This is a genomic window from Roseibium polysiphoniae (genome assembly GCF_014842925.1).
Classification (GTDB): Bacteria; Pseudomonadota; Alphaproteobacteria; order Rhizobiales; family Stappiaceae; genus Roseibium; species Roseibium polysiphoniae.
In genome coordinates this window covers 280,029-304,612 of the sequence record NZ_JACYXJ010000005.1, presented here as the reverse complement: position 1 = coordinate 304,612, position 24,584 = coordinate 280,029, and the positions used below count along the sequence as shown (strand labels likewise).

Here is a 24,584-nt window from a genome sequence, read left to right as displayed (position 1 = left end):
TGATCCTTGCTATTGCCTGCTTGAGAGCGCGCCGCGCAGTCACTTCCTGTCCTCTTCACGATCAAGGATCGTCAGTTGCCCGGGATGGGCAAGCCTCAGCAAGGGGCCATCCTGAACTTCTATCACACCGCGCAAACGAACTGCCTGCCCCGATAAATCCTTCCAGTCCAGCCCCTGGCTTAAAAGCGCCTTCTGAAAGGCGTCCTCGTTTGCAGCAGCGATGGTGGCGGTGAAATCGGTTTTCCAGTATCTGCCAAAGTTGAGATAACGAGTGCGGTCGGTTTTTCCAAGCGAAACGATGCGCCCCTCGACGATAACGTGTTGCCCTGCCGCCTGAACAAGCGGTTCCGGGTAGTAGCTGCTGAAGATCTTTCGGGTTTGCCAGAGGCCGCTTTTGTCCCCGCGGGCCCGGTCCTCGGCTTCAATAAGACGCTGAGTGCAGGCCCAACCGCCAAGTCTTGGGTCCACGGCGGTCAGACCCTGCTCAACAAGATATTCCTGAAGCAGCCGGTGTTTTCTGCCTGGCCCGTTGGCCTGTACGATCCAGGCCGGTATGAAACCCCAGCGGTTGGCTGGACCGGCCGAATAAGCGCGAAATTTCGCGTTTGCGGTCAGGTCCCGCTCCTTGTGCAGCGATGACCAGCCGCCGCTCGTGTCGGCGAGGGTGTAGAACGTGTTGCCGGGGCCTGGAAACAGGCCCTTCGAGGTCGGGGATCCAACGTCGACCGCGGAGGACGCCGCGTTTCCTTGCAGGCAAGGGTGAACGCCCATGTCTTCTGCCAGTGCAGGGCCTGTTATCAGGCCAAGGAATGCGAGCAGGACAGCTTCTGGAACATAAGGAAATAACCGCGTCTCATCGTCCGCCACACAGTCGGCGTTCGGTCGCGTGAGATATTTCCGGCAGCCTTTCGCCGCAATCAGTGGGATGCAGAAAGCCAAGTTTCCAATTTCCGCTGCCAACGTCTTTACTGACGTAGCCATCAATTGCGGCAGGTGAAAGACCGAATTCGCTCCATTTTGGCTGTCTTTTCAAAATGCACATGGCGCATGAGCAGAGGGCTCGCAAACCCGATCTCTTCATGTTATCTGCAAAGACATGGTCCCGTAGCTCAGCAGGATAGAGCATCAGATTCCTAATCTGAGGGTCACAGGTTCGAATCCTGTCGGGATCACCAATCTTTTCAATTCCTGATTATCTTGATTTATCCCTTTTCAGCCAAGATCTGAGCCGTTGTGCCTGCCTGTTCGGCGGCCAGTCGACAATGGGGATAGGCCCTGAAGCGGAGTTTGGCGAAGAGGCGGTAGAGGCGGCTTGCCAAAGGGTGGAGCAGGGGAAGCTGCAGCAGTCGGGCCAATAGCCGCCATCCCCTGAATTGGCCCCACAGAAGAATAAAGGCGTCGACACCACCATGGATTTGGCCCTTGTTGTCCGCGACCCGCATGAACATCAGAGCTTCCGCCTGACTGAGGCCGCTGTCGGCAAGGGTCTCGGGTGCGCGTGCAACGTCATTCCAACGGATCGGATTGCTTGCCTTGCGCTTTTGGAAAAAGGCGATCTCACGGGCGCAAAGACCACATTTCCCGTCATAGTAGACTGTCAGCATCCTTGGGTCCTCACGCGTATCAGACATTTGAATTCTGATTGATACGACTAGCTTAAGGGAGCAGATTTCTTCTGCTGCCCATCGCCTTTTCCGAAGCCGTCAGATCCGGGAGGATGATGGGTTCAATGGCGAGAGATTTTCCTTGGAATTGACGTGCCTCCGGAGCCTGGAACGGCGCCTCAATTCCTGCGCTTCCCTTAGGAGGGTCTTCCATGCCTTATCCGGTTTTTGGCGAACTTTGGTGTCCTGAGCACCGAAACGGTATCTGCCCAGCAGTGAGCAGGACGTTTCAATCGGAGTCCAGTTCAGCACCTCAATTGGGCCATCCAGCCGTTCTTGCCATATCTTCAGCCACTTGAGTGTGAGCGCGTAGTCCTGCTTTTGAAGCGCGCGTTTGAACTTCCTGAAGGCAAACTGCTCGGTGGTCGTTTGATGGGCCAGAAAGGCAGTCATTCTGGCGGAAAATTGAGGCCCGACCTTGCGGATCAATATCGTCAGGAGGCCGAGTAGGACAAAGACAAAGAGGAGCCGTATGGCAGCATGCGCCCAGTCAAATTCCTCTTGTTCCGGTCCTGCCGCCGCCGCTGGGCCAGTTACGGACAACTCGATTGCCGGAACGCTGGCGGTTTCGATTTTTTCATTTTCCAGATCATACCAGGAGAGGGTTTCTGCGGGGATCTGATAAGTGCCGGCGTTTTCAGCGACAATCGTAAGTGTTTCGGTGCGGGTTCCGGATTGTTCACCGCGATTTTCGGTCTCATTGAGAACAGGAGACGCCGGATAAACGCTGAGGCCCTCAATCGGTTCTCCGGGCTTTATCGGCGGGACAAACATGGGTGCAACGCCGGTGACCTTGATCGTGGTCGTGACCTTTAGTGCGTCTCCTGCGGTAAGGCTCTCTGGTGTTCCTTCTACCTGGCGTGCCAATGACAAGGCGTTTGCGGCCAAAAACGGCTTTAAATTCTTTGCAGTCTCTGGGGCTTCGCCGGTGATCTCGAAGGGTGAAACATCCACGTTGGCCACGATCGGCTCTCGTGTTTCCGGGTCCGCATAGGTGATTTTGATCGGCCCGCCGGGCACCTGGAACGTGCCTGGCACCATTGGGTAAAGGCGGTAGGCGCGCGCAATGCCGGACCAGGTCTCGCCATTGACCGTTTCGCTCGTCGGGCTTGAGGCGCGCGATGGCAGTCGGACAACGACATTGTGGGCTTCAAAGCTCGGGAACACGGGCGGCGTCGGCATCCAGGTCGGCACCAGAATTGTCACGCGAAAGACCAGAGGCTGACCGGGAATTGCGGTGTCTGTGTCCAGTGAGGTGCGGACCAGTGGCGTATCGGCTTGCTGAGCCTGTGAAGGTGCTGCAAAGAGCAGACAACATAGGATGAAGAGCACGCGGATCATCTCGGGCCCCGCGCGGCTTCAAGCGCGAAGCGGGATTTCAGGAAATCGCCTGCGCGGGTGTCCACCGTACGCATCCATTGTTCGGCGGTTTCCGGGGCGGCATCTCCGCTCGCCGCTTCCTGGGGCTGTTGGCTGTCGGCGCCGCGTCCCGCCTCATTGTCATAGACGACATCATCGGCGCCAATGCCGCTTTCCTGGCCGGTATCCGACTGCTCGCGAGTCGTTTCAATATAGTCCAGAATGTAGCGCGCGAGCTCCAGATTTTGCTGTGCTGCCTCGTTCTGAGGATCACGTGCGACGGCTTTTTCGAAGGCGGCAACCGCAGGTCGGTAGGACCGGGACTTCAGAAGGGCGAGGCCTTCCCCAATGGCGGCGTTCGAGCTTTCTTGCCACGCGAAGGTCTCCGCGGCTTCCGGGTATTTGCCAAGCCGGTAGAGCGCATATGCCTTCCACATTGGATCTTCAAAGAGATCGGCGGCTCTTTGGTAGTCCTTGTTGTCAAAGGCCATCCGCCCTTGCTGATCAGGTGTGAAGAACCAGCCCCGCCAGCCGTCGGCCCGTGCATCTGGGGTGGCGAAGGCAAAGCTGGCAGCCAACAGGACAACCGCCCAATGCATTGTCCAGCCACGTCGGAACCAGAGGAGAAGCAGGACAGCGGCCGGTAGAGCAAATATCCAGCCTTCATCCCGCCATTGCTGGCTTTCGTCGCGCGCAAGTGCCGCCTCATAGGCTGACTTGATCTGGCGTTGGACGGCGGCGACATCGCTCCGGTCCGCCGTCAGCTCGACGACAGGCGTCCCTGCGATCTGGTTCAACTTTTCGGCCGCGCCACTGTCGCGGCTGGCAAGCCAGAACAGGACAGTTGGTCCATCTTCAACTGTATGGTCGCCAAAGGCTGGAAGATCCGCATCGGTGATCCGGTCCAGCAGGAACAGAATTGCGCCGGGGGCCGTCTGATCCGCGAGGATTGCTGTCGCCATGGCGAGGGCGTCGCGCGCAGCTTCTCCGTCGTTCGGCATGACATTGGGATCGAGACCTTCCAGGAAGGGTATGGCCACCTGAGGGTCTTCGGTTGGTGGCACGACCTGATGTGCCGTTCCTGAATAGGCAACAAGGGCGGTCTTGGCTCCTGCGCGCTCTTCCAGAAGGTCGAGAACCTTGTGTTTCGCCCGCTCCAGCCGGCTGGGCGGGATGTCGGTTGCCATCATCGACTTGGAAACCTTCAGGACAACGACGAGCGGTGCGGTATCGGCGACAAGCGGATTTGAAACCCGTGACCATGTGGGGCCGGCGGCGGCCAGAACCAGAAGAGCCAAAAGGATGGCGACACCATCGATTGGACGCAGCTGGCTGTGTCCCTGACTGCCGATGGTCAGGGCTTTTGCCAGATGCGGGGCGATGGCATCTGGCAGGTCAATTTCTTTTGTCGCGGCCCGGCGTACCAGCCACCAAAGGGCTGCGATAAGGACAAGAATTGACAACCACAACGGGCGGAAGAAATGAAATGCTTCCAGGATATCGGTGAGACGGTCGATGGTCATGCGACCCTCCGCCGTTCTTTGCGGATATGAAGGAAAGCAACTGCGCCGACACCTGTCAGAGCTGCCAAGACCAGCAGAAAATGGCTGAGCGGCTCCCTAGGGCGGAAGGAGCGTGTCTCCACTTCCCGCGGCTTTTGAGCGTCGATCCGAGCATAGATCTCGGCAAGGCCGGCTTCATCACCTGCAAAATAGTAGGCGCCGCCGGATGCATCCGCGATGTCGGTCAAGGTGCGTTCATCCAGCCGTTGATCACCGGTGCCGTCGGGATCGCCAACGCCAATGGAGATGATTTCAATGCCTTCCCTTGCCGCGATGGCAGCCGCATTCACTGGGGTCATGCGGCTGCCGGTATCGGCGCCGTCGCTGAGCAGGATCAGCAGCCGGTCTTTGATTTGGCTCGCTTGAAATGTCTTGATGGACAGTCCGATGGCATCACCGAGCACCGTATGCGGCCCCGCCATGCCGACTTCGGTTTGCTCAAGCAGCGCACGGACCGAGGCGAGGTCTTCGGTAAAGGGTGCCTGAACGAAAGCCTTGGCCCCAAAAACGATCAGAGCGACCCGGTCGCCATCGCGGCTTTCAATGAAGTCCCCGACAACTTTTTTGACCGCTTCCAGCCTTTGGGTTCGCTCTCCCTCTGTCGACAGGAAGTCGTTTTGATCCATCGATCCTGAAATGTCGATCGCGAGCATGACATCACGGGCAGCCTTTTCCTGGACGATCGGTGCTCCAACCCGCTCCGGGGTGGCAAGCGCTGAAACCAGAAGGGCCCAAATCGCAATGGCGGCAAGGTTCTGCAAGGTCGTGCGTCGAAAGATCACCGCCCCGGCTTGCGGTGTGCGCCCTGCGGCATCGGAAAGGCGCCGGAAGAATGGAAACCGCAAGGCTGAAACCTGTTCCTTGTGCGGAGGAACCAGCCAATAGACCGCAAGCGGCAGGGGCAGGAGCAAAAAGGCCCAGGGGTGCGCGAACTCGATCAAGCTGCGTCCCCCTTGTGCGTTCTGATCCATGTTTGAACGAGGGATTTCAGCTCACTGCTGGCGGAGGTGTCCTGATAAGGCGCAGTCGCTATGGCTTTGCCAGGCCCATCAGAAAATGCGGTGCCGCCGTAGGTTCGATCCAGAAAGGAAAGCCATTCCGGGCCATGCAGGGAGGCAACCTTAGAGCGGGAATAGGCGGAAAGAGCGGTTCGGCGTAGCAATTCGGCCAACTGCTGTGGATCATTGGAGCAGCTTGTGAGTTCCTTCAGGGCCTGCCGCCGGTAGGCGGTCTTCTTGCGGTGTTTGACGACCTGCCAGATCGCAAATGCCAGGCAAGCGGCAAGTGCAGCTGCCAACCATAGCCATCCAGCTGTCTGGGGAACCATGGACACGGGCGAGGGCTCGGGCATCGGCTGCAGAAGATCGACCAGTTCGGCCAGATTGAGGCCTTTCCATTCGTCTTTCATTGCCGGCCACGTTTCCGATTGGGCGCAAGACCTGTCAACCGGCGAAGCTGTGGAACGGTGTCCTCTCCGCAACTCAAGGGAAGGACAGGCAGACCATATGTTTTCTGCCAGCTGAGCACCTCGGACAGGCGTCCCGAGGCGTATTCGGAAAGTGATCTATGGGTCTCACCGCTTGCCGTATCCAGTTCGATCTGAAGGTTGCCGTCAGAGACGACGAGCTTCAAACCGGCTGGTATTTCCTGCGAAATCGGATCGGTGACCGGGCACAGAACCAGATCATTTGTTTTCGCAAGCCGTCCGACGAGAGAGCCGGTTTTCTCATCGATGCCATCAAAATCTGAAATCACGAGGATCAGATGATTTCGACGGGCGATCTTTGCCGCCGTTTCAAGGGGAATGTTCAGGGGTGTCGGGGTTCCCACCACCGGAGCATCTGCCCGCAACATCTGATTTGCGCGCGCAATTGCGGAGAGAAACTGGTCGCGCGCACGCGCTGTTGCCTTTGGTTTGATTTCAGCGGCGAAGTCATCGCCAAAGACGATGCCGCCCACCCGGTCTCCCTGGTCGAGAATGCGGAAGGCTGCGAGCGCGGCGATTTCCGCTGCCGTTACAGACTTCATGGCGTGCCGCGTGCCGAAGAACATCGACATGCGCTGGTCAACGATGATCAGGGCCGGTCGATCGCGTTCCTCGCTATAGATCCGCACATGTGGCTTTCCGGTGCGTGCGGTCACCTTCCAGTCGATGGTGCGCGGATCATCGCCCGGCAGATAGTTCCGAAGTTCCTCGAAGTTCAGGCCACGCCCGCGCAAACGCGAGGCATGCCGGCCGTTAAAGACGCTGGCGGCGGGCTGACTTGGCAGAAAGCGCAAGGCGCGGGCTCGTCCTTCGAATGCCCGCAGTTGCTCGAGCGACACCTGAACGCGCGGATCGTCAACGCTCGGCGGTTTGGAAGACTGAGCGGCGAGACCTGATCGGGTTCTGGCTGCGCGGTCGCGCATTTCAGCTGTCCTTCGGTCGGGTTTAGGTCAGGGCAACGTTCTTGATCATTTCACGGATCACAGTGTCCGGTGAAACGCCGTCGCCTTCAGCTTCGAAACTCAGGGTTAGCCGGTGACGGAAAACGTCGGGTGCGATGGCCTGGACATCGAGCGGATCGACATAGTCTCGGCCATTTAGCCAGGCATGAGTGCGCCCGCATTTATCTAGGGCAATGGATGCCCGGGGGCTCGCCCCGATTTCAATCCAGCGGCCGAGGTCTTCAGTATAGGCCTCGGGAGTCCGGGTCGCGTAGACGAGGTCGGCCATGTATTTGGCAATGGCGTCAGACACATGAATGCCGGCAATTTGCGCGCGCGCCTCAAAGATCACGGACTGTGGGATCGCATCGCTCACTGCCTGCTGGGCGTCTTTCTTGTCGCCGCTGTCCGGTGCGGCGAAAGCCTTTTGTTCCTCGGCTCTGACGAGTTGGATCACTTTTACCTCGTCTTCGACCGGCGGGTAAGTGATCAGGACATGCATTAGAAAACGGTCCATCTGCGCTTCGGGCAGCGGATAGGTCCCTTCTTGTTCCACGGGATTCTGGGTCGCCATCACCATGAACAGCGGGTCCATCTTGTGTGTCGTTCCGGAGACCGTGACCTGGCGTTCTTCCATGGCTTCGAGAAGGGCCGCCTGCACCTTCGCCGGAGCACGGTTGATCTCGTCTGCCAGGATGATGTTCCCGAAGATCGGGCCCCGTTCGAACCGGAAGGTGCCTTCGCCGCCGGCCTGGTGATAGACCTCGGTGCCGGTCACATCAGACGGCAAGAGATCCGGCGTAAACTGGATGCGGCTGAAATCGGCTTCCAGATTTTCTGCCATCGCCTTGATGGCGCGCGTTTTGGCAAGTCCCGGCAACCCTTCGACCAACAGGTTGCCATTGGCAAGAAGCCCGATAATCAGGCGGTCTATGACGTCTTCCTGACCAATGATGGATTGCTGCATCCGTGCCTTGAGCGACTGGATCTGTTGGAGGGGAGCTGACATCAGGTCATCCAAATTGGCCGGGGAAGAACTATTGGGTCGCGAGGGCTTCCTTCAGGACACGACCGCGCGCGCCGCTGGGTGCCTTGATCTTCAGATACGCAGAAACGGTCGGCGCCACATCGACGGTTTCAACCCGGCTTGAGACTCTTTGTGCCGCCATTCCAGGTCGTGAAAATATGATCGGTACGTGGGTGTCATAGGACCAGGGTGAGCCGTGATGAGAGGCCACATGAAGACCGTCAAAATCGCCAACGAACCAATGCGGCTCAAACACCACGTAAATGTCGCCTGAGCGCGAGGGATGGAAATTCGCCAGGACGGCGTCGCTGACCGGGGTCCTTGCAATTGCGGATGCGGCCAGATCTTCGCTGGAAAATGCGTGGGCAATCGCGGGTATTTTCTGCAGTTCGCGCGCAAGACTCTTGGCGACATCGGCCTTTTTCAAGCCGTTTTCCGCAATAAACTTGTCGTTGAGATAGACATAGGGCTGTGAAAAGGACGCTATCAGATCCTGCGCGGCGCCGAACTCGGCGATAAGGGCCTCTGCAGCCGGTTCCTTGTCGACGTCATTGAAGCTGAAGAAGCCGGCCGGGATGCCGAGGTGCTCCAGATAGCCCGGGACTTCCGCCGCGCCGTGGTCGGCTGACAGCACAACGAGCGTGTTTTCAAGCCCGACCTTCTCATCCACGTGGTCCAGAAGCTGCCCGATTGTCTGATCCAGTCGGCGCAGGTTGTCCTCTGCTTCCAGGCTCGACGGGCCGAAGATGTGGCCAACGTAATCGGTCGACGAAAAACTGACTGAAAGATAGTCGGTGACGCCGTCTTCGCCGATCGCTTCATTGTCGATCAAGGTTTTCGCGAAGGATGCCGTCAGCTCATCCCCCGCCGGGCTGAGGGTCAGAAATGTCGTATAATACTTGCTGTCCGAGGCCCCAAATGGATGCGGGAATGTCCGGCCAAATCCGGGGAAATCGGTTTCCCATTCGGCATCATCGAATTCGATAAAACGATAACTGTTTTCGGAATCGGACAGCTTCCAGTCGGTATAGGCATAGGCACCCACATGTCCGGCATCGTTCCAATTGCTGACCCAGTCCGGGTAGGCATCCATGTAGTAGCTGGACGTCACAAATCGGCCTTCGCTCTTGGAAAACCAATAGGCTGTTCCGGAGTGCCCGGCCATGGAGATGGCACCGCGGTCCTTGACCGAGACACCGAATACCTTTGAAGCGCCGGCATTGGCGACAGCGATTTCATCGGAAAGGGTTGATGACAAAATCGAGGAGGGGGATCGCCCATCGGATGTTGCGGCCCGCTGTGTCGGATCGATCTCGGTTGACTGATCAACGCCGGATTTTGCCAGAAGCGGATAGTCGGGGTCCTGAACGTTGTAGAAGGGCTTGCCGGAGGCCCGGTCAAACCAGAGATTGGCGACCATGCCGTGCACAGCCGGATCTGTGCCGGTCGCAAGGGTGGCGTGGCCCACGATCGTTTCTGTGTTGGCGTGCCGATGATGGGCGTCGGTATAATAGACGCCGTTTTGAAGCAGGTATCGGAAGCCATTGTCGCCAAAATGCTCAAGGTTCCGGTCAATCAAGTCGCCGCGAAGCTGGTCCACAGTCACTTGAAGCACCAGCTTCAAAGGTTCAGATGCGGCGGCTGACTGAAAAGGCAGGACAGAAATCGCTGCCGTCACGCCCAATTTTATCCATTCCGGCTTCATGGTCAGAGCGCTGACTTGATCTTTTTGAAGGCGGTCGACAATTCGGTGCCAAGAAGGGACGTGGCCTCACCGATGTTCTCGGCGGATTCTCCGAGCTTGGCTTTCGCTTCGAAGTCTTCCCACTTGCCTTCAAGCTCGTCCCATTCGTCCTGGAGCTCCTTGCTGCCAAGATGGATCTTCAATTTGACCTCGTCACGGGTCTGCTTGAGTTCGCTGAACAGCGCGTCGATATCGGCCATGAAGTGCCTCCCGTTGGATTGAAAGGGCAGCAAGGGCTGCCCTTTCCATTTGAGGTCTATTTGGACCCGGTCGAGTCGGTCATCATTTCCATGACCTGGTCGATAGAGAAGCTTGCCGGTTTCTGCCGCGGCGGAAACTCCTGGAAGGTCTTGAGGAAATTGGCGACATACGCCTGTGCCGGGACCAGGAAGAACACGCGGTCGATCATCCAGTCGTAGTAGGTGTTGGATGTGACGTGCGCGCGTTCATAGGGATCGCGGCGCAGGTTCGTGATCAGCGGGATACGCAACACGGTCCAAGGCTCGATCCACGCCCGCAGGGTTGCATATTCCTTCTGCTCCAGGAAAATCGCCTTCCAGTCTTCGTAGCGAAGAGCGGTCAGCTCGCCCGTGTCGGCAAAGTAGAAGATCTCCTTACGCGGGCCTTCTTCCGCTTCACCTGTCAGATGCGGCAGGAAGTTGTAGCCATCAAGATGGACCTTGTATTCGCGGCCAATGGCCTGAACGCCGCCCTCTTTCAGATTTTCCTTGATGTCCGGGTCACCAGCTGCAGCGAGGAATGTGGGCAACCAGTCCATGTGGTGCATGATCTCGTTGGAGACGGATCCAGCTTCGATCCGGTCCGGCCAGCGGACCATTGACGGCACGCGCCATCCACCTTCCCAGTTGGTGTTCTTCTCACCAAAGAACGGGGACGAGGCCGCATCCGGCCATGTGTTCATATGCGGGCCGTTGTCGGTTGAATAGTGAACGATCGTGTTGTCGACGATGCCGAGTTCATCCAGAACAGCCAACAGCTGGCCGACATGGCCGTCATGCTCCAGCATGGCGTCGCTGTATTCGTCCTGACCAGAAATTCCGCGGATTTCATCCTTGATGTGGGTGCGGAAATGCATCCGTGTTCCGTTCCACCAGACATAGAACGGTTTGCCTTGGTCATGCGCCCGGCGGATAAAGTCGATGGCCGCGGTGACGGTCTCATCGTCGACAGTTTCCATCCGCTTCTTGGTCAGCGGGCCAGTGTCTTCGATTGAGCCATCGGCAGAAGACTTGATCACACCGCGTGGACCGAAACGTTCGCGGAATTCAGGATCTTTCGGGTAGTCCGGGTTCTCCGGCTCTTCCTCGGCATTCAAATGATAAAGGTTGCCGAAAAACTCGTCGAACCCATGGTTCGTCGGCAGCATCTCGTCCTTGTCACCAAGGTGGTTCTTGCCGAACTGACCGGTCATGTAACCATGCGGCTTCAGGAGACCTGCGATGGTCGGGTCTTCAACCTGCATGCCGAGATCTGCGCCTGGCAGGCCAACTTTGGACAGGCCGGTCCGGAAAACGCTTTGTCCCATGATGTAGGATGAGCGGCCAGCGGTACAGGACTGCTCACCATAATAGTCGGTGAACATCATGCCTTCCTTGGCAATCCGGTCAATGTTTTCCGTCCGGTAGCCCATCATGCCGAATGTGTAGGCGGAGATGTTGGACTGGCCAACGTCATCGCCCCAGATCACCAGGATGTTCGGTTTGCTATCGGATTGCGCAAGTGCAGGTGAAATGCCGGTCAGGGCCAGAACCCCAACAGCACAGGTCGCCAGTTTTCTGGCTACCGATTTGAGACAGGGATTCATGACTTGACGCTTCTCCCACGAAATAAAGAAAACATTAGAGCGATGGTAGCCAATATGTTGACTACAACCGATGTGATCTGAAACCGAATTGACGCTAAGGTCAACAGTGGTGCGCGAAAATAATTCGATCAAAATTTAGCCAGATAACCCGACTAATACTTTGTAATAAGTATGTGAAAATGTCTGGTTTTTACGTTTCTTTTTCATTTTTTTTGCAGTTTTAGGATAGTGATTTTGTCGATTGGTAATTTTGTCAGTTTGCACTGCAGCGCCTGCCTGATTTATTGCTGCGTAAACTGGCGCTTGAAATCCAGAAGAACCGGGTCGGTTGGATTGGCTACCAGGGCTTTTTGCAAGGTGAATTGCGCCGCCGCGAAGTCCCTTAGAGCCATGTGAATGCGGATCTGCATGACCCAGCCATCGATGAGCTGCGCGTCCAGATTCGTTGCTTCCTGAAACGCGCGCACTGCGGCTTGCGGGTTTCTCAAGGCAAGGGCGGTGCCGCCGATAACGGTGTGCGTCTCTGGAAAATCCAGTTTGGCGATCAACGCGGCCTGCCATTCTCTGTTTGCTGTCTGTGCCGAGCGCTGAGTGCTTTCATCAACGCCAATCGGCGGCGCACCGATGATCTGCCGTGCGGCTGCAATGCGGACCGACTGAACAGGGTCATTCAAAGCGTCGGCAACGGCAGCAAACCGTTCGTCGGCCGGGCGCTGTGATTGCAAGGAAACCGCCGCTTCCCGGACGATTGTGTTTTCATTGGCTATCAGGGGTTCGAGTTTGGCCAATACACCGGGTGTTGCACGGGCGCGAAGCAAGTCGATGGCCGACGCGCGTACAATTCCCGGAAATTCAGCATGCAAGGCGATTTCGAGCAGGTCGTCTTCAAATCCGTCTGGTGCCTTCCTCGCGGCGGAAAAGACCTCGGCAAAATGCGGTCTTCGGTGCGGGCTCTGCGGAAACTTCTCTTCCAGAACAGCGGCGGCCCAGGACGCCGTCTTGTCCGCATGGCAGTCACTGCAGGCATTCGGTGTCCCCAAAGACACGGACAGGTCCGGTCGCGGAACGCGGAAAGAGTGATCACGCCGACCATCAATGCCCATATAGGTGCGCTCGATCATGTGGCAGGATTTACACTGCGCACTTTCGGAACCAGTTTCATGAAAATGATGACTGGGATCATCGTAGGACTTCGTCTCTAGCGAGGAGAAGCGGCTGTTGCCGGCCTCCGAGTGGCATTGGGTACAGATTGCATTTCCGGCAGCCTTCAAACTTGCTGAATGAGGTTCATGGCAATCTGAACAGCGTACCCCCTTGTCATACATCCTGGATTGCAGGAAAGAGCCATAGACGTAAACCTCGTCCAGGATCTGGCCATCGGCGTGATAAAGTCCGTCGCGCAAGAGCGACAGACGATAGTTGTCATGATACGGCGATCCCGGCATCGGGTTGCCGTCCTGAAACGGTTCCCGGCGCGAATGACATCCCGTGCATTGCTGGATTTCGGTTTCCGCAGCATTTTCGGAAAACGAAACCAGCAGGCCAGCTTCATTGGTGCCCGGAAACGGAGAGGAAGCGTATGACTGAGGCGCTTGCGCCCACTTCAAATGCGCTTCTGCCGGGCCGTGGCAGGCTTCGCAACCCACCCCGATTTCAGCCTGGGTGCTTTGATAGCGGCGTTCGCGTGGCTGATAGTTTTTCTCAAAGCCCGTCGCGTGGCATTCCGCACAGCGGGCGTTCCAGTTCTTATATGGGCCGCTCCAGTGGAACGCGTCATTGGAGGGCAGCTTCTGGTCTGGATAAAGATGGTACCAGCGCTTCTCCTCCTGGTCCCATGCGATATCAAGGGACTGCTGCCGGCCTGGTTCGGTTTCAATGAGATATTGCTGCAGCGGGGCGATGCCGCCGACCCCGGTTACCTCAAGTACCTTTGGGCCGTCAGATACGTCCGTGGTCTCAATGAAATAGCGGCCATCTTTGACGAAGAAGCGCGTCTTGCGTCCCTGATGTTCAAAAACCGCATCGTTGAAATCGCCAGAAACCGTGGTCTCAGACGGTTCCATCCAGGCTTGCGCGTGATGACTTCCGGACCAGGCATCGTAGGCGCCATCATGGCAGGATTGGCAGGTCTGTGAGCCGACGTACTCCGGACCGCCTTGCGCCAATGTGTTTGGCCCGCCCAGAAGAAGGATAAGCGGCCAAAGGACTAATGGGATCCAGAATTTTTGCATATGCCTTAGAACCGGATTTGAACATCCAGAGTTTGTTGGCGACAACTGCCCTGGACGTTAGAATAGACGAGATGCAGCAGCAAGTTGCATTTGTGGCATACATCGCTTCACGACGAAGTTAACTGCGCCCGAAGGGTTTGGCGGCATATCAAATCAAGGCAGTATCCTGGAGAATTGTATTCAGGGAGATTGATCTGCTTCAGCTGGTTCCGGTTGTTCTGCCAAACCATCGTTGCGGAGATATTCCTCCAGGATCGACCATATGGTCAGGAACAGTCCGGCGATCACCGGTCCAAGGACAAGGCCCACTGCGCCGAAGGATGCGAGGCCGCCAAAGGTGCTGATCAACACCAGCAGGTCTGGCATTTTGGTGTCGCGCCCAACCAGGGCCGGGCGAAGAAAATTGTCGACGGTGGTCACAACTAGGACCGTCCAGACGGCCAGGCCAATTGCCGCGATCATATGGCCTTCAACTGCGAGATAGATGACGGCTGGAAAAATCACCAGGCCTGGGCCGATCCCGGGAATGATCGAGAAGACTGCCATCACGCAGCCCCAGAAGGCCGCTCCGCCAAGGCCAGCCATCCAGAATCCGAATCCTCCAAGGAAACCTTGCGCTACTCCAATCAGGAACGTGCCCTTGATCGTGGCTCTGCTGATTGAGATCACCCGGTCTGCAAGCTGGTGTTGCACGGCATGTGGCAGCGCCGAGTGGGACAAAAGTTGCCTGAAGACATTCGGCTTTTGCGGCAAAAAGAACACCATGGCGTAGATCATGATGAACATGTTGAGAAAGAAACTGACGGTTCCCTTGGTTGCCTGAGAAAGGACCGAAACGAAAAAGTCGGCAATTTGGCCGGCAGCTTCCGTGATCTTGGTGACGACGGTTGAACCGATTTCCGCAAAATCGACCTTGAAGGGGATCCAGGCGGGCAGAGACCCTTCCAGGGAATGCAGATCGACCGACTTGGCCCAGTTCGTCAGGTTTGCAGCAACACTCGCGGCCTGATGTGCACTCAAGATGATGATGGCGATCAGCGGAATCAGCACGCAAACCGCCAGCCCGGTGAGCGTGAGGCCGACCGCGAGGTTCTTCCGTTCGCCGGTCTTTTCAAACACCCACTGATAGACCGGGGCGGCGAGGATGCTGATGACCGCCGCCATGAAAAGCGCGATCAGGTAGTTCCAGATCAAGCCAAGAAAAGCCGCTGCAATGGCAAGCGATGCGAGCCCGATCAGGAACATCTGGAAGCGGGCTTTGGTCAGAGTAGGTCCGTCCCCGTGGGTTGATCTTTCCATTACCCTATCCTGCCTTTATTGAGCGGCCGACCGGCTGCAAGCGATAGAAATCATTGTATCTTTTCAGCCGTGCCAGGCTGAATGCTGCCGGACGCCACGCTCTTTGAGACGTTTGGGGATCAGGCCGTGCTGTCCTGCGTGTCGCCGACGGCCTTTGACAGCATGATCATCGAGAGGCCAGTGGACAGGAAGTTGATGCCCATGATCAGCCCGAGCACGAATAGCGATGTGCCCGGCAATTTGCTCACGATCAAAAGACCGGCAGCAATACTGATGACTGCCGAGACCAGCATCCAACCCCAGCCCGTTGTCGGGCGGAGTTCAAAGGCCGCAAAGATCTGGTAGGCGCCTTCGAAGATGAAGACGATGCCGACCGTCAGCGTCAGGAGCAAAATGCCTTCCAGAGGATTGGCAAGCAGGAAAACACCCGCAACCACCGTGATCAGGCCCATCAAAAGGGCGCCGAAGAACGGGCCTGTGCCTTTGATGGCAAAGGAGTGCCAGACACCCAGCGCGCCGGAGAACAGGAACAGGAAACCAACCATGTAGTTGGTGGTCACAGTTGCGGCGAACGGGAAGATGATGGCGATGGCGCCCATGATGGCCATCAAAATCCCGACCCACATCAGGCTGGATTTGCCTTCTTTGAGCGCCGCTTTGAAATCGGTAGGTAAATTGCTCGAAATATCAGTCATTGTGTGCCCCATTGGTCTAAATCTTGGTCGTCATCTCTTCCAGTCCTAGCCGTCTGGCAGGACGTAGTTCAAGAACGTATAAAAGCGGATCGCGACGCGGCGGATCATGGCTGTCTGTTGAACACCTTCCGATGAGTAGATCGCCGCGGCGCCGGATGCACCGGGCGGCAAGGTCTGCGCACATCGACATCGTCCAGTTTGAACTGGCCCTTGAACCTGTCGATCCACTCCTTGGGCGGCTCGACCGACTTGGTGCCGTCAAAGCCGAGGTCGCCTTGGAACCTGCTCCGACCCACGTGGTGAGCGCACTGCGATGCCGCGTGTCTTTCTATTTGGTCTGGAGGAGAGCGCTTGCCTTTCTGCCAAGGCCAGCCGGATCGAAACAGCTCTCTCCGGCCTCAAAATTTGGCCATGACACCCAACAGCGGGCCATGAGTTATTGTGTCATACTCAAAGCTTGAATTGCCGGATTTGCCGTTGTCATAGTCGACGCTCAAGACCTTGTAGTTCAAATGCGCTGACCAGGTCTCATTGATGTGATATCCAGCGCCGCCTTGTACATTCCAGCTGAAGTCGGAGCCAGCCCCGAAGCCGCCGATGTCCGCCCGGGCGTTGATCGACCATTTCTCGCCGAACCGGTGAAATCCACGCAAGCCGATGACCGGATCCCACCAATTGTCTCCGCGCGCGGTGGTGAAACTGCCGGCGATCGATCCAGTCACATTGAGATCAAGCGTGACGTCCCAGTAACGACCGCCAGCAAAGACATCGACATAGCTGGTCTCGGAGTTGTGGAGCCGATAGGACAAGAAGGTTTCGACGATGAGCTGCTTTGCACCCACGCGCGCACGGCCGCCGGTCCGGAGCAAGTCGGTCGAGCTCCCAAGTTTCATGTAGGCAATATCCAGAGTGGCGCCAAATCGTTGCTGAAACAGGGCCTCGGCATGGATCATGCCGCCGAAATGCAGATTTTCGATGATATCGCCAGTGCTGACGTCAACATCTGTTGAAGGCAGACGCCCGACCTGTGCCGTTCCGGCGATGTTCGCACCTACGAAATAGGGAGCGACTGTGAATTCCCACGCGCGGTCGATGCGCTGGTCCACATAGTCTGACGTATCATCGCCAAGATCGGTGGGAAGCTCCGCAGCTTCAGCAGTCGCCGCAACAAGCCCAAGCGCAAACGCCGTCAAACTCAAACCCGTCCCCAGCGTTGTCATTGGTCTTCCCCCAAGTCGAATTGGTTTCTTTGGACGATGCATGTGATGGGTGCCAGGTTAGGGCTGCGGATCGTTTCCTCTTCGCGGTGCCAAATTGTTCCTGCCACAAAAACGCGCGCTGTTGCAGCGTATAATTACGAAAAGCTCCTTGTTAGGCAATCGTCATCCATTCTCCGAAAGCTGCCAAATAGAAAAAGTGAAATATATGTTTCGCCACCTTCGCGGGGTTGCTTTTGAGATGGTTGTTTGAACGACTAAATTGGCGGAGTTGATGACGCCGGTGGAAAAAGTTTCGTATTTGAGTTGAGCTGCAGTCTTGGCGTCTCGGAGCGGGGACTGCACTATGGCTTTGCCGGCATTCGGGGCCAAGATGCGTGCTCCAAGACGGGGACGCTCAAGTCCGCCTTTCTTGCCTGAGGCGTTATAGGTCTTGTTGCAAATCGGAAATACCCGTGTCCGCCTCCGAGGCGCTTCTTTTCGGTCGCTATGTTTTTCCTTCAAAGAAATGTCAGACGCATCACCTTAATCGAAGGGCTAAGGCGGGTGTGACTGGCGCTTTTTAAAAAGCGCGTTAGTGTCGACCGGAATACGGTCAATCCAGGCGAAGCTGGATCAAGGAGGAGGTGCGTATGACATTCAAGGCAATGGTTGTCGAGAAGGACGAAGACGGCAAAACATCAGCATCCATCCAGGATCTTGATGACAGTCGTTTGCCCGATGGCGATGTAACGGTTGCCGTCGAGTATTCGACGGTCAACTACAAGGATGGCCTTTGCCTGGGCCCTGGTGGCGGGCTCGTCCGGACCTATCCGCATGTGCCGGGGATCGACTTTGCAGGGACCGTCGAAGCGTCTGATGATGCGCGTTACAAGCCTGGAGACAAGGTTGTCCTGACCGGCTGGCGTGTCGGTGAGGCCTGGTGGGGCGGCTACGCCCAGAAAGCCCGGGTCAAGGCAGACTGGCTGGTGCCGCTGCCGGACGGTTTGAGTGCCCGCGATGCGATGGCGGTCGGAACCGCCGGTTTCACGGCGATGCTCGCGGTCATGGCGCTTGAAGATCATGGCTTGAAGCCGGGTGATGGTCCGGTTCTCGTGACAGGTGCTGCCGGCGGTGTCGGATCGGTTGCGACCGCGATCCTTTCGAACCTGGGGTATGAGGTTGCCGGTGTCACGGGCCGGCCGGAAACCGCTGAGTATCTGAAGTCGCTTGGGGCGAGTCAGATTGTTGCGCGCGAAGATATCAACGAGACGGTGAAACGTCCGCTCGAAACAGAAACCTGGGCCGGATGCGTCGACGCGGTTGGCGGTGCGATGCTGGCTCGGGTCTTGGGCCAGATGAAATATGGTGCGTCCGTTTCGGCAGTTGGTCTTGCGGGCGGCGCAGGACTGCCGGCGACGGTGATCCCGTTCCTGCTGCGCGGGGTCAATCTTCTTGGCATCGACAGTGTGATGCGTCCCTACGAGGACCGGTTGCGCGCCTGGGAGCGTCTTGCGAAGGATCTGCCGCTCGACAAACTGCATGCCATGGTCCAGCCAGCCACGCTGGCGGATCTGCCGGAGCTGGGTGCATCGATCCTCAAGGGCGGCGTCCAGGGACGTGTCGTCGTCGACGTCAACGCCTGATCCGCCTGAACGGACCAGCGTTGCTGGAAACCTGGAAGCGACGCCTAATACGCCGCTTCCAACTTCTGCCCGAGGGCCTCGAAGACCTGCTCATAGATGCCCTCGACCATTTTGGCATGCTTAGGGCCCAAGCGATGAAGCATCGAGAGCCCGGGCGCCGCGTTTAGTTCCAGGATTGTGAAATCTGGTGACGAGGCGTCGTTGGCGCTCTGGACGATCAGGTCTGCTCCAAAATAACTGAGTCCGAGGGCCTTGCCGCTGGCGATTGCCGCCTCGGCGATTGCCTTTGGAAGGTACTGCGTGACATCGCGGGCGCTTCCGCCTGACGACAGATTGGCGGTTGGCAAGAGTGAGACTGCTACACCGGTCGCGGGAACATCGGACAGGGCATATCCTTGACCCTCGAGCGTCTGGACGAGGCGGGGATCTTCCGGGTCGATCTGATTTATCCCGCCAGCCAGCTCTGCAAGGGTCGAACGGCCGTCGCCAATGACTTCGGGCGCTGTGCGCTCGATAGCGCAGAGGATCTTGTTCCCGAGCACCAAAACCCTGAGATCGCGGCCAGTCACGGCCTGCTGGAGAAGGACCCTGTCGTGGCGCTGGAAAAGGTTGTTCAGAATGGATGACAGCTCCGCCCGGTTCCGGCCCTTGAAAACATCCGAGCCTTCCTTGCCATCATTGGGCTTTGCAAATAGGGGAAAGCCAACTTCGTCTGCGAACCTCTCAGCCGCCTGAAACCCCACAAGGGCATCCGTGTAGCCCGGTTGTCTGGACGAGAGAACGGCGATTGAAGAGGGGGAACTGATCAGCAAGCTATCTGGAACGGGGAAGCCGTCGCGCCTCAGAAATTCCGCTGTATAGGCCTTGTCCCGCGCGATTTCACTTGCGCCGAGTGGATTGAGGTCGAAGCGAGTGCCGACAAAGAACGAGCGTTTGCCAGCCTTGTTGGCAATGTAGCCGGCGTGGCCAAGCGCTTTATCGATGACCAGGGATAGGTCATGGCGGTCGCAATAATCCGCCATGAGACGAGAGACCAGCGGTTTGGCTTTAGAGGCAGGCATGCCGCTGGTCATCTGTTCAGAAGATCAGTTCTGGTTCTGGCGCGTGTTTGCCAGATAGTCGATCTTGAAGAGCTTCGGATTGGTCGGGCCGTTTGAGGTCACGTTGTAGACCGCGACCGACGTGTCGTAGCCTTGTGCGTCGGTGACGGTCCATTGTTTCAACGCATAATCCTTGGCATCGAAGATCAGGGTCAGAATACCCGAATTGAAGGTTGTCTTGTCTTCAAGCGTGACGGTCACGAGATCAGGCTCAACCAGAACATTTGTGACGTTCGCGTCTTTCTGCAGGTCGATGTTTTCGGCCAGCAGAAAGCGGAGAGGGGTCTGGCTCAGGGGCCAGATGTCCTGTGTCGCGAGCTTCCGGTCCTTCACCGAAACGGACTTGCCGTCGGCGATGATGTCGAGTTTGGCAGGCGGATTATAATAGAAGCGGACCTTGCCCGGACGCGCGAGGTAGAACTTGCCTTCGAGCTGATTGCCTTCCGGGCCGAACTGGATGAAGTCGCCATGCATGGTCTTCACCGAGTTGAAATAGGAATTCACGTCGGACAGCGTCTTGGCCTGTTTCTCCGTCAGTGCCCTTGCGCCGAGCCCGCTAAGGCTCAGAAGAAGAGCTGCGACAAGGAGGGACTTCAACGCGGTTATGGCAGAACGGTGCAGCATGTCGTGTCCTGAGTGTCTCGTTGCATATGAGGTCTCTTTCTTCAGATAGAGCGCTCATGTGGCAAAGCTTTGGCGATGGGCCTTCTAGATGTCGTCATCATTCCCGTTTTGCACAAGGATCTCGCGCTTTCCAGCATGATTTGCTGCGCTGATCAGCCCTTCCTGTTCCATCCGTTCGATCAAAGAGGCGGCCCGGTTATACCCGATGGACAGGCGGCGCTGGACATAGGATGTGGAGGCCTTCTTGTCGCGCAGGACAATGGCCACCGCCCGGTCGTAGAGGTCGTTGCTTTCATCTCCACCACCGCCGGATCCGCCTGCATCATAGGGGCTGTCGGAAGGTTCTTCTTCCTCCGTGACGGCTTCAAGATATTGAGGCGTGCCCTGAACCTTCAGATGGCTGACGATGTGCTCGACCTCTTCATCTGACACGAACGGTCCGTGGACACGCTGGATGCGTCCGCCGCCCGCCATGAACAGCATGTCACCCATGCCAAGCAGCTGCTCGGCGCCCATTTCACCCAGGATCGTTCGGCTGTCGATCTTTGACGTGACCTGGAAGGAGATACGGGTCGGGAAGTTTGCCTTGATCGTACCGGTGATCACATCCACGGACGGACGCTGGGTTGCCATGATCAGATGGATGCCCGCGGCACGGGCCATCTGTGCCAGACGCTGGATGGCGCCTTCGATGTCCTTGCCGGCGACCATCATCAGATCGGCCATCTCGTCGACCACAACGACGATATACGGCATGGTTTCGAGCGGCAGATCCTCGTCTTCGTAAATCGGCTGGCCGGTCTCGCGGTCGAAGCCGGTCTGAACGGTGCGGGTAAAGCTCTCGCCCTTCTCAAGCGCCTGTTTGATGCGTGTGTTGTAGCCGTCGATGTTGCGGACGCCGACCTTCGACATCTTCTTGTAGCGGTCTTCCATCTCGCGAACGGTCCATTTCAAGGCAACCACGGCCTTTTTCGGATCGGTCACGACCGGCGTCAGCAGGTGAGGGATGCCGTCATAGATCGACAGTTCGAGCATCTTCGGATCGATCATGATCATTTTGCACTCGTCCGGCGTCAGACGATAGAGCAGCGAAAGGATCATGGTGTTGATCGCGACCGACTTACCCGAGCCGGTGGTACCTGCCACGAGCAGGTGAGGCATGCGGGCCAGATCTGCGACCACGCTCTCGCCATTGATGGTCTTTCCGAGCCCCAGTGCCAGCTTCGACTTCGTCTTCTCAAAGTCCTGTGAGGCCAGAAGCTCGCGCAGGTAAACGGTTTCGCGGCGCGCGTTCGGAAGCTCGATACCGATGGCATTCTTGCCCGGAATGACCGCGACACGGGCGGAAATGGCGCTCATGGAACGGGCAATGTCGTCGGCAAGGCCGATGACGCGAGAGGACTTGATACCGGGTGCCGGCTCCAGTTCGTAGAGCGTCACGACCGGACCCGGACGGACCTCGATGATCTCGCCACGCACGCCGAAGTCTTCAAGAACGCCTTCCAGGATGCGGGCATTCTGCTCCAGCGCATCGGCGGAAAGACCTGGGATCTTGCCGGTGGTCTTCGGTTCGGCAAGCAGCATCAACGGAGGCAGTTCGTAGTCCTCGGGCGCGCCGAGGAGAGACGGCTGCGCCTCGCTGATGACCCTTTTGCCCTGTTTGGGGCGTGGCGCCGGCGGGATAATGCGGCCTTGCTGTGGTGCTTCGTTGGCCGGTGCGGCAATGCCGACGGGCTTGGGTAATGGAGCCTTGGAGATCAAGAGATCGTCAGGTTCGAAGCCCTCGCCTTCCTCGTCATAAGGTTCGTCTTCGCTTTGTGTTTCAGGCACCTGATCAGGGGCGCCATAATATGTGCCGAGGCCATCGTCGTCGTCAGGCATAAGCTTTCCGGCGAGCGCGCGGCGGAAGGCTTTGAGGGCACCGCCATGCTTTTCGTTGACGGGCTCGTAGTCCTCTTCTTCTTCGTCCCATTCTTCCTTGGCATCCTGGGCACGGCCGTTGCCGGTTGCCCGTCGTAGCAAGGATGCGCCCTGCAGCGACCAATGACTGACCATGCCGATCGTCGAGCTGAGAATCAGGCCAATGCGGGATTCGCTATCGTCGTCGTCATCAAGGCCGAGTTCGTCCTCGAGGCTGCGGCCGTGACCGCTCGGAATCTGGCGTCCGCCTGAGCTTTCTGAGATGTCTGCGGAGCGGAACCAGCCAGCAGAGGCAAAGAGCAGGAGAGCGGCTGGAAGGCCAAGACCAAACACGCCGATGATCGTGGCCGCGCCTTCGGTGAAATTGTCGGTGAGCAGTGCCGGGACTGCATGAACACTGTCGCCGAGGAAGCCGCCGAGACCAGTCGGCAATGGCCAGCTTTCGGGCACTGGCAGGGACGCCAGGGCACCAGAACTGATGATGGAGCCCGCGACCCAGTAAAACAAACGCTTGCGGCCGATCCGCATCGTGTGACCGGCCAGAAGCCGCCAGCCCCAAAGCACGACTGGAACGAGGAAGACGGCAGTTGCCAGGCCAATGGTCTGCATCAGGATGTCGGCAATGATTGCGCCTGGACGTCCAAGAGCGTTGCGAGCGGGTTCGGATGTCGCATGATTGAGACTGGGATCAGTGACCGACCATGTCGCAAGGCTTGCGGCGAGGGCCGCGGCAAAGGCGATGACGCACAAGCCGCCGAGACCAACGAGATTCCGCTTCAGGAACCTCTTGATGGGGCTCTGTGTGTCGAGCAGGTCGATCGATGCGCGGCGGCCATTTCCGCGGACGGCACTTGCCCGTCTCATGCCTTGTCTCCCAACCAGGATGCTATGCGCGCAAGCGCGGTTTCAGTGGTTTCAAGCGGGGCACAGAGGCCAACGCGAATATAGGATTTGCCCGGATTGCTGCCATCTGATTGATCAGACGCCAGATAAGCACCGGGCAGGACTTTGACCCCGGTGTCAGCCCAAAGGTCCCGTGTGATGGGCACGGACTCGCCCCAGCGCGAAATGTTCAGCCAGAGGAAAAAGCCTGCTTCCGGTGTGACCTTTCCCATGAGCGGCGTGAGGTGTCGCTCTGCCGCCTCGAACTTCTCGTTATAGAGGCGGCGGTTTTCGATCACATGCGCTTCGTCACCATAGACTGCTGCGGCAACGGCTTGATTTGGCAGTGGCACTTGAGGCGCGGCCAATCCGCGGAATTTGACCCAATTGCCGAGAAATTCCGGGTCTCCTGCGGCAAGTCCGCAGCGCAGACCCGCCAGATTGGAGCGTTTTGACAAGGAATTCAGGACGATGATCTTGTCGAACACCTGGGAGCTGTCGCCACCCATGGCCTTTGCTGCCTCGAGGATCCCGACCGGCGGCACCTCCCGGTAAATCTCGGAGTAGCATTCGTCGGCAAAAATATAGAAACGGTGCTTTCGCGCCAGGCCGATCAGCCTTTGCCAGTAAGCAATGTTTGCGACATGGCCTTCGGGATTGGTCGGCGATGCGACGTAAAAGGCGACCGTCCTGTCGAGGAGTTCCGGCGAGAGACCGTCGAGATCGGGCAGAAATCCGTGATCTGGAACAGCGTCCAGAAGCAGTGCTTGCGCGTCTGCAATATGAGCTGCTGCAGCGTAGGTCTGGTAGAATGGGTTCGGCAGGATGACGACCGGATGATCCAGGCCTTTTGCCAGCTGATCCCGGGCGGCAATTGCGCCAAAGGAAAGTCCTTCGCGGGAGCCGTTCAGCGGCAGCACGCCATTGTCTCTGCTGATCAAGCCATCCAGCCCATAGCGTCGATCCAGCCAGTCTGCGACGGCCGTACGGAATTCCGGGGTGCCGTTGATCGGCGGATAGCGCCGGAAATCAGCCATATTGTCATTGAAGACCTTGGCGGTGAAATCGGGGATCGCGTGCTGCGGCTCGCCAATGGTCATGGCAATGGGATCCATGCCCGGCGTCACGCCTTCGAGCAGGGACGCCAGTCGCTGAAACGGATTTGAACTCGGCAGGGCAGCGCCGCGCCGGTACTGAGAGATACTAGGGGTCATGAATGTCCCGGGCATTCCGAATGCATGATTGCTCTCAGGCTATAGCCCTCTTGGTAAAGCTCTGATTAACCAACCAGCAAAGGTGACAGATCTTTCGACCTGAAATTCGGTCTTGCGTTGAAGGGTTTCTGGCCTACTTTCTAGCCTCGGACAGACTGGCAAGGGCTTT

The 24,584-nt window shown here is 57.7% G+C and carries 20 protein-coding genes and 1 tRNA gene; 2 read left to right on the top strand and 19 right to left on the bottom strand.

Annotated features, from left to right (window positions below):
- Positions 1 to 39: 39 nt before the first annotated feature.
- A complete protein-coding gene (locus IG617_RS14485) occupies positions 40 to 939 on the bottom strand; it encodes a hypothetical protein (RefSeq protein ID WP_192109961.1) in 900 nt (299 codons plus the stop codon).
- A gap of 159 nt (positions 940 to 1,098) precedes the next feature.
- Between IG617_RS14485 and IG617_RS14480 the strand changes: the two genes are divergently transcribed.
- Positions 1,099 to 1,175: transfer RNA gene (locus tag IG617_RS14480), tRNA-Arg, on the top strand.
- A gap of 27 nt (positions 1,176 to 1,202) precedes the next feature.
- Here IG617_RS14480 and IG617_RS14475 read toward each other — a convergent pair.
- The 14 genes from IG617_RS14475 to IG617_RS14410 all read right to left on the bottom strand — a co-directional run bounded on the left by IG617_RS14475 (position 1,203) and on the right by IG617_RS14410 (position 17,053).
- Positions 1,203 to 1,631 carry a thiol-disulfide oxidoreductase DCC family protein gene (locus IG617_RS14475; protein WP_209008490.1) on the bottom strand — a complete coding sequence of 143 codons (429 nt, stop codon included), beginning with the start codon at positions 1,629 to 1,631 and terminating at the stop codon, positions 1,203 to 1,205.
- A gap of 72 nt (positions 1,632 to 1,703) precedes the next feature.
- Positions 1,704 to 3,005: a BatD family protein gene (locus IG617_RS14470; protein ID WP_192109960.1), complete on the bottom strand. Its 1,302-nt coding sequence runs from the start codon at positions 3,003 to 3,005 to the stop codon at positions 1,704 to 1,706.
- Entirely contained in the window at positions 3,002 to 4,546 is a 1,545-nt protein-coding gene (locus IG617_RS14465; RefSeq protein WP_192109959.1) for a VWA domain-containing protein, read from the bottom strand. Before IG617_RS14465 ends, IG617_RS14470 begins: the two co-directional genes overlap by 4 nt.
- Positions 4,543 to 5,526: a VWA domain-containing protein gene (locus tag IG617_RS14460; protein ID WP_192109958.1), complete on the bottom strand. Its 984-nt coding sequence runs from the start codon at positions 5,524 to 5,526 to the stop codon at positions 4,543 to 4,545. Before IG617_RS14460 ends, IG617_RS14465 begins: the two co-directional genes overlap by 4 nt.
- On the bottom strand, positions 5,523 to 5,993 hold the full coding sequence (locus IG617_RS14455; protein WP_192109957.1) for a DUF4381 domain-containing protein: 471 nt from the start codon (positions 5,991 to 5,993) through the stop codon (positions 5,523 to 5,525). Before IG617_RS14455 ends, IG617_RS14460 begins: the two co-directional genes overlap by 4 nt.
- A complete protein-coding gene (locus IG617_RS14450; RefSeq protein WP_192109956.1) occupies positions 5,990 to 6,994 on the bottom strand; it encodes a DUF58 domain-containing protein in 1,005 nt (334 codons plus the stop codon). The genes IG617_RS14455 and IG617_RS14450 overlap by 4 nt, the downstream gene beginning before the upstream one ends.
- 22 nt (positions 6,995 to 7,016) lie before the next feature.
- Positions 7,017 to 8,021, bottom strand: coding sequence for an AAA family ATPase (locus IG617_RS14445; protein ID WP_192109955.1), 1,005 nt, complete (start codon positions 8,019 to 8,021; stop codon positions 7,017 to 7,019).
- A 28-nt stretch (positions 8,022 to 8,049) separates the two neighbouring features.
- Complete coding sequence (locus tag IG617_RS14440) at positions 8,050 to 9,717, bottom strand: alkaline phosphatase family protein (RefSeq protein WP_209008489.1); 1,668 nt, start codon at positions 9,715 to 9,717, stop codon at positions 8,050 to 8,052.
- Between the two features lie 29 nt (positions 9,718 to 9,746).
- The gene (locus tag IG617_RS14435; RefSeq protein WP_192109953.1) at positions 9,747 to 9,983 is read right to left on the bottom strand and encodes a hypothetical protein; all 237 of its coding nucleotides are present in this window, start codon (positions 9,981 to 9,983) and stop codon (positions 9,747 to 9,749) included.
- A 56-nt stretch (positions 9,984 to 10,039) separates the two neighbouring features.
- Positions 10,040 to 11,608: an arylsulfatase gene (locus IG617_RS14430; protein WP_192109952.1), complete on the bottom strand. Its 1,569-nt coding sequence runs from the start codon at positions 11,606 to 11,608 to the stop codon at positions 10,040 to 10,042.
- Positions 11,609 to 11,889: 281 nt separating this feature from the next.
- Positions 11,890 to 13,773 carry a multiheme c-type cytochrome gene (locus tag IG617_RS14425; RefSeq protein ID WP_209008488.1) on the bottom strand — a complete coding sequence of 628 codons (1,884 nt, stop codon included), beginning with the start codon at positions 13,771 to 13,773 and terminating at the stop codon, positions 11,890 to 11,892.
- 246 nt (positions 13,774 to 14,019) lie between these two features.
- On the bottom strand, positions 14,020 to 15,138 hold the full coding sequence (locus IG617_RS14420) for an AI-2E family transporter (RefSeq protein WP_192109950.1): 1,119 nt from the start codon (positions 15,136 to 15,138) through the stop codon (positions 14,020 to 14,022).
- A 119-nt stretch (positions 15,139 to 15,257) separates the two neighbouring features.
- Entirely contained in the window at positions 15,258 to 15,833 is a 576-nt protein-coding gene (locus tag IG617_RS14415) for an HdeD family acid-resistance protein (RefSeq protein ID WP_192109949.1), read from the bottom strand.
- A gap of 398 nt (positions 15,834 to 16,231) precedes the next feature.
- On the bottom strand, positions 16,232 to 17,053 hold the full coding sequence (locus tag IG617_RS14410; protein WP_192109948.1) for a hypothetical protein: 822 nt from the start codon (positions 17,051 to 17,053) through the stop codon (positions 16,232 to 16,234).
- Between the two features lie 629 nt (positions 17,054 to 17,682).
- Between IG617_RS14410 and acuI the strand changes: the two genes are divergently transcribed.
- Positions 17,683 to 18,675 carry an acryloyl-CoA reductase gene (acuI, locus tag IG617_RS14405; protein ID WP_192109947.1) on the top strand — a complete coding sequence of 331 codons (993 nt, stop codon included), beginning with the start codon at positions 17,683 to 17,685 and terminating at the stop codon, positions 18,673 to 18,675.
- A gap of 44 nt (positions 18,676 to 18,719) precedes the next feature.
- Here the strand turns inward: acuI and IG617_RS14400 are convergent, their stop codons facing one another.
- The 4 genes from IG617_RS14400 to IG617_RS14385 form a co-directional block, all read right to left on the bottom strand.
- Entirely contained in the window at positions 18,720 to 19,736 is a 1,017-nt protein-coding gene (locus tag IG617_RS14400; RefSeq protein ID WP_192109946.1) for an ATP-grasp domain-containing protein, read from the bottom strand.
- Positions 19,737 to 19,760: 24 nt separating this feature from the next.
- Entirely contained in the window at positions 19,761 to 20,399 is a 639-nt protein-coding gene (locus IG617_RS14395) for an outer membrane lipoprotein carrier protein LolA (RefSeq protein ID WP_192109945.1), read from the bottom strand.
- An 84-nt stretch (positions 20,400 to 20,483) separates the two neighbouring features.
- Positions 20,484 to 23,183, bottom strand: coding sequence for a DNA translocase FtsK (locus IG617_RS14390; RefSeq protein ID WP_192109944.1), 2,700 nt, complete (start codon positions 23,181 to 23,183; stop codon positions 20,484 to 20,486).
- Positions 23,180 to 24,415 (bottom strand): aminotransferase class I/II-fold pyridoxal phosphate-dependent enzyme, encoded by a 1,236-nt coding sequence (locus tag IG617_RS14385; RefSeq protein ID WP_192109943.1) that lies wholly within the window; start codon positions 24,413 to 24,415, stop codon positions 23,180 to 23,182. Before IG617_RS14385 ends, IG617_RS14390 begins: the two co-directional genes overlap by 4 nt.
- Positions 24,416 to 24,584: the final 169 nt, after the last annotated feature.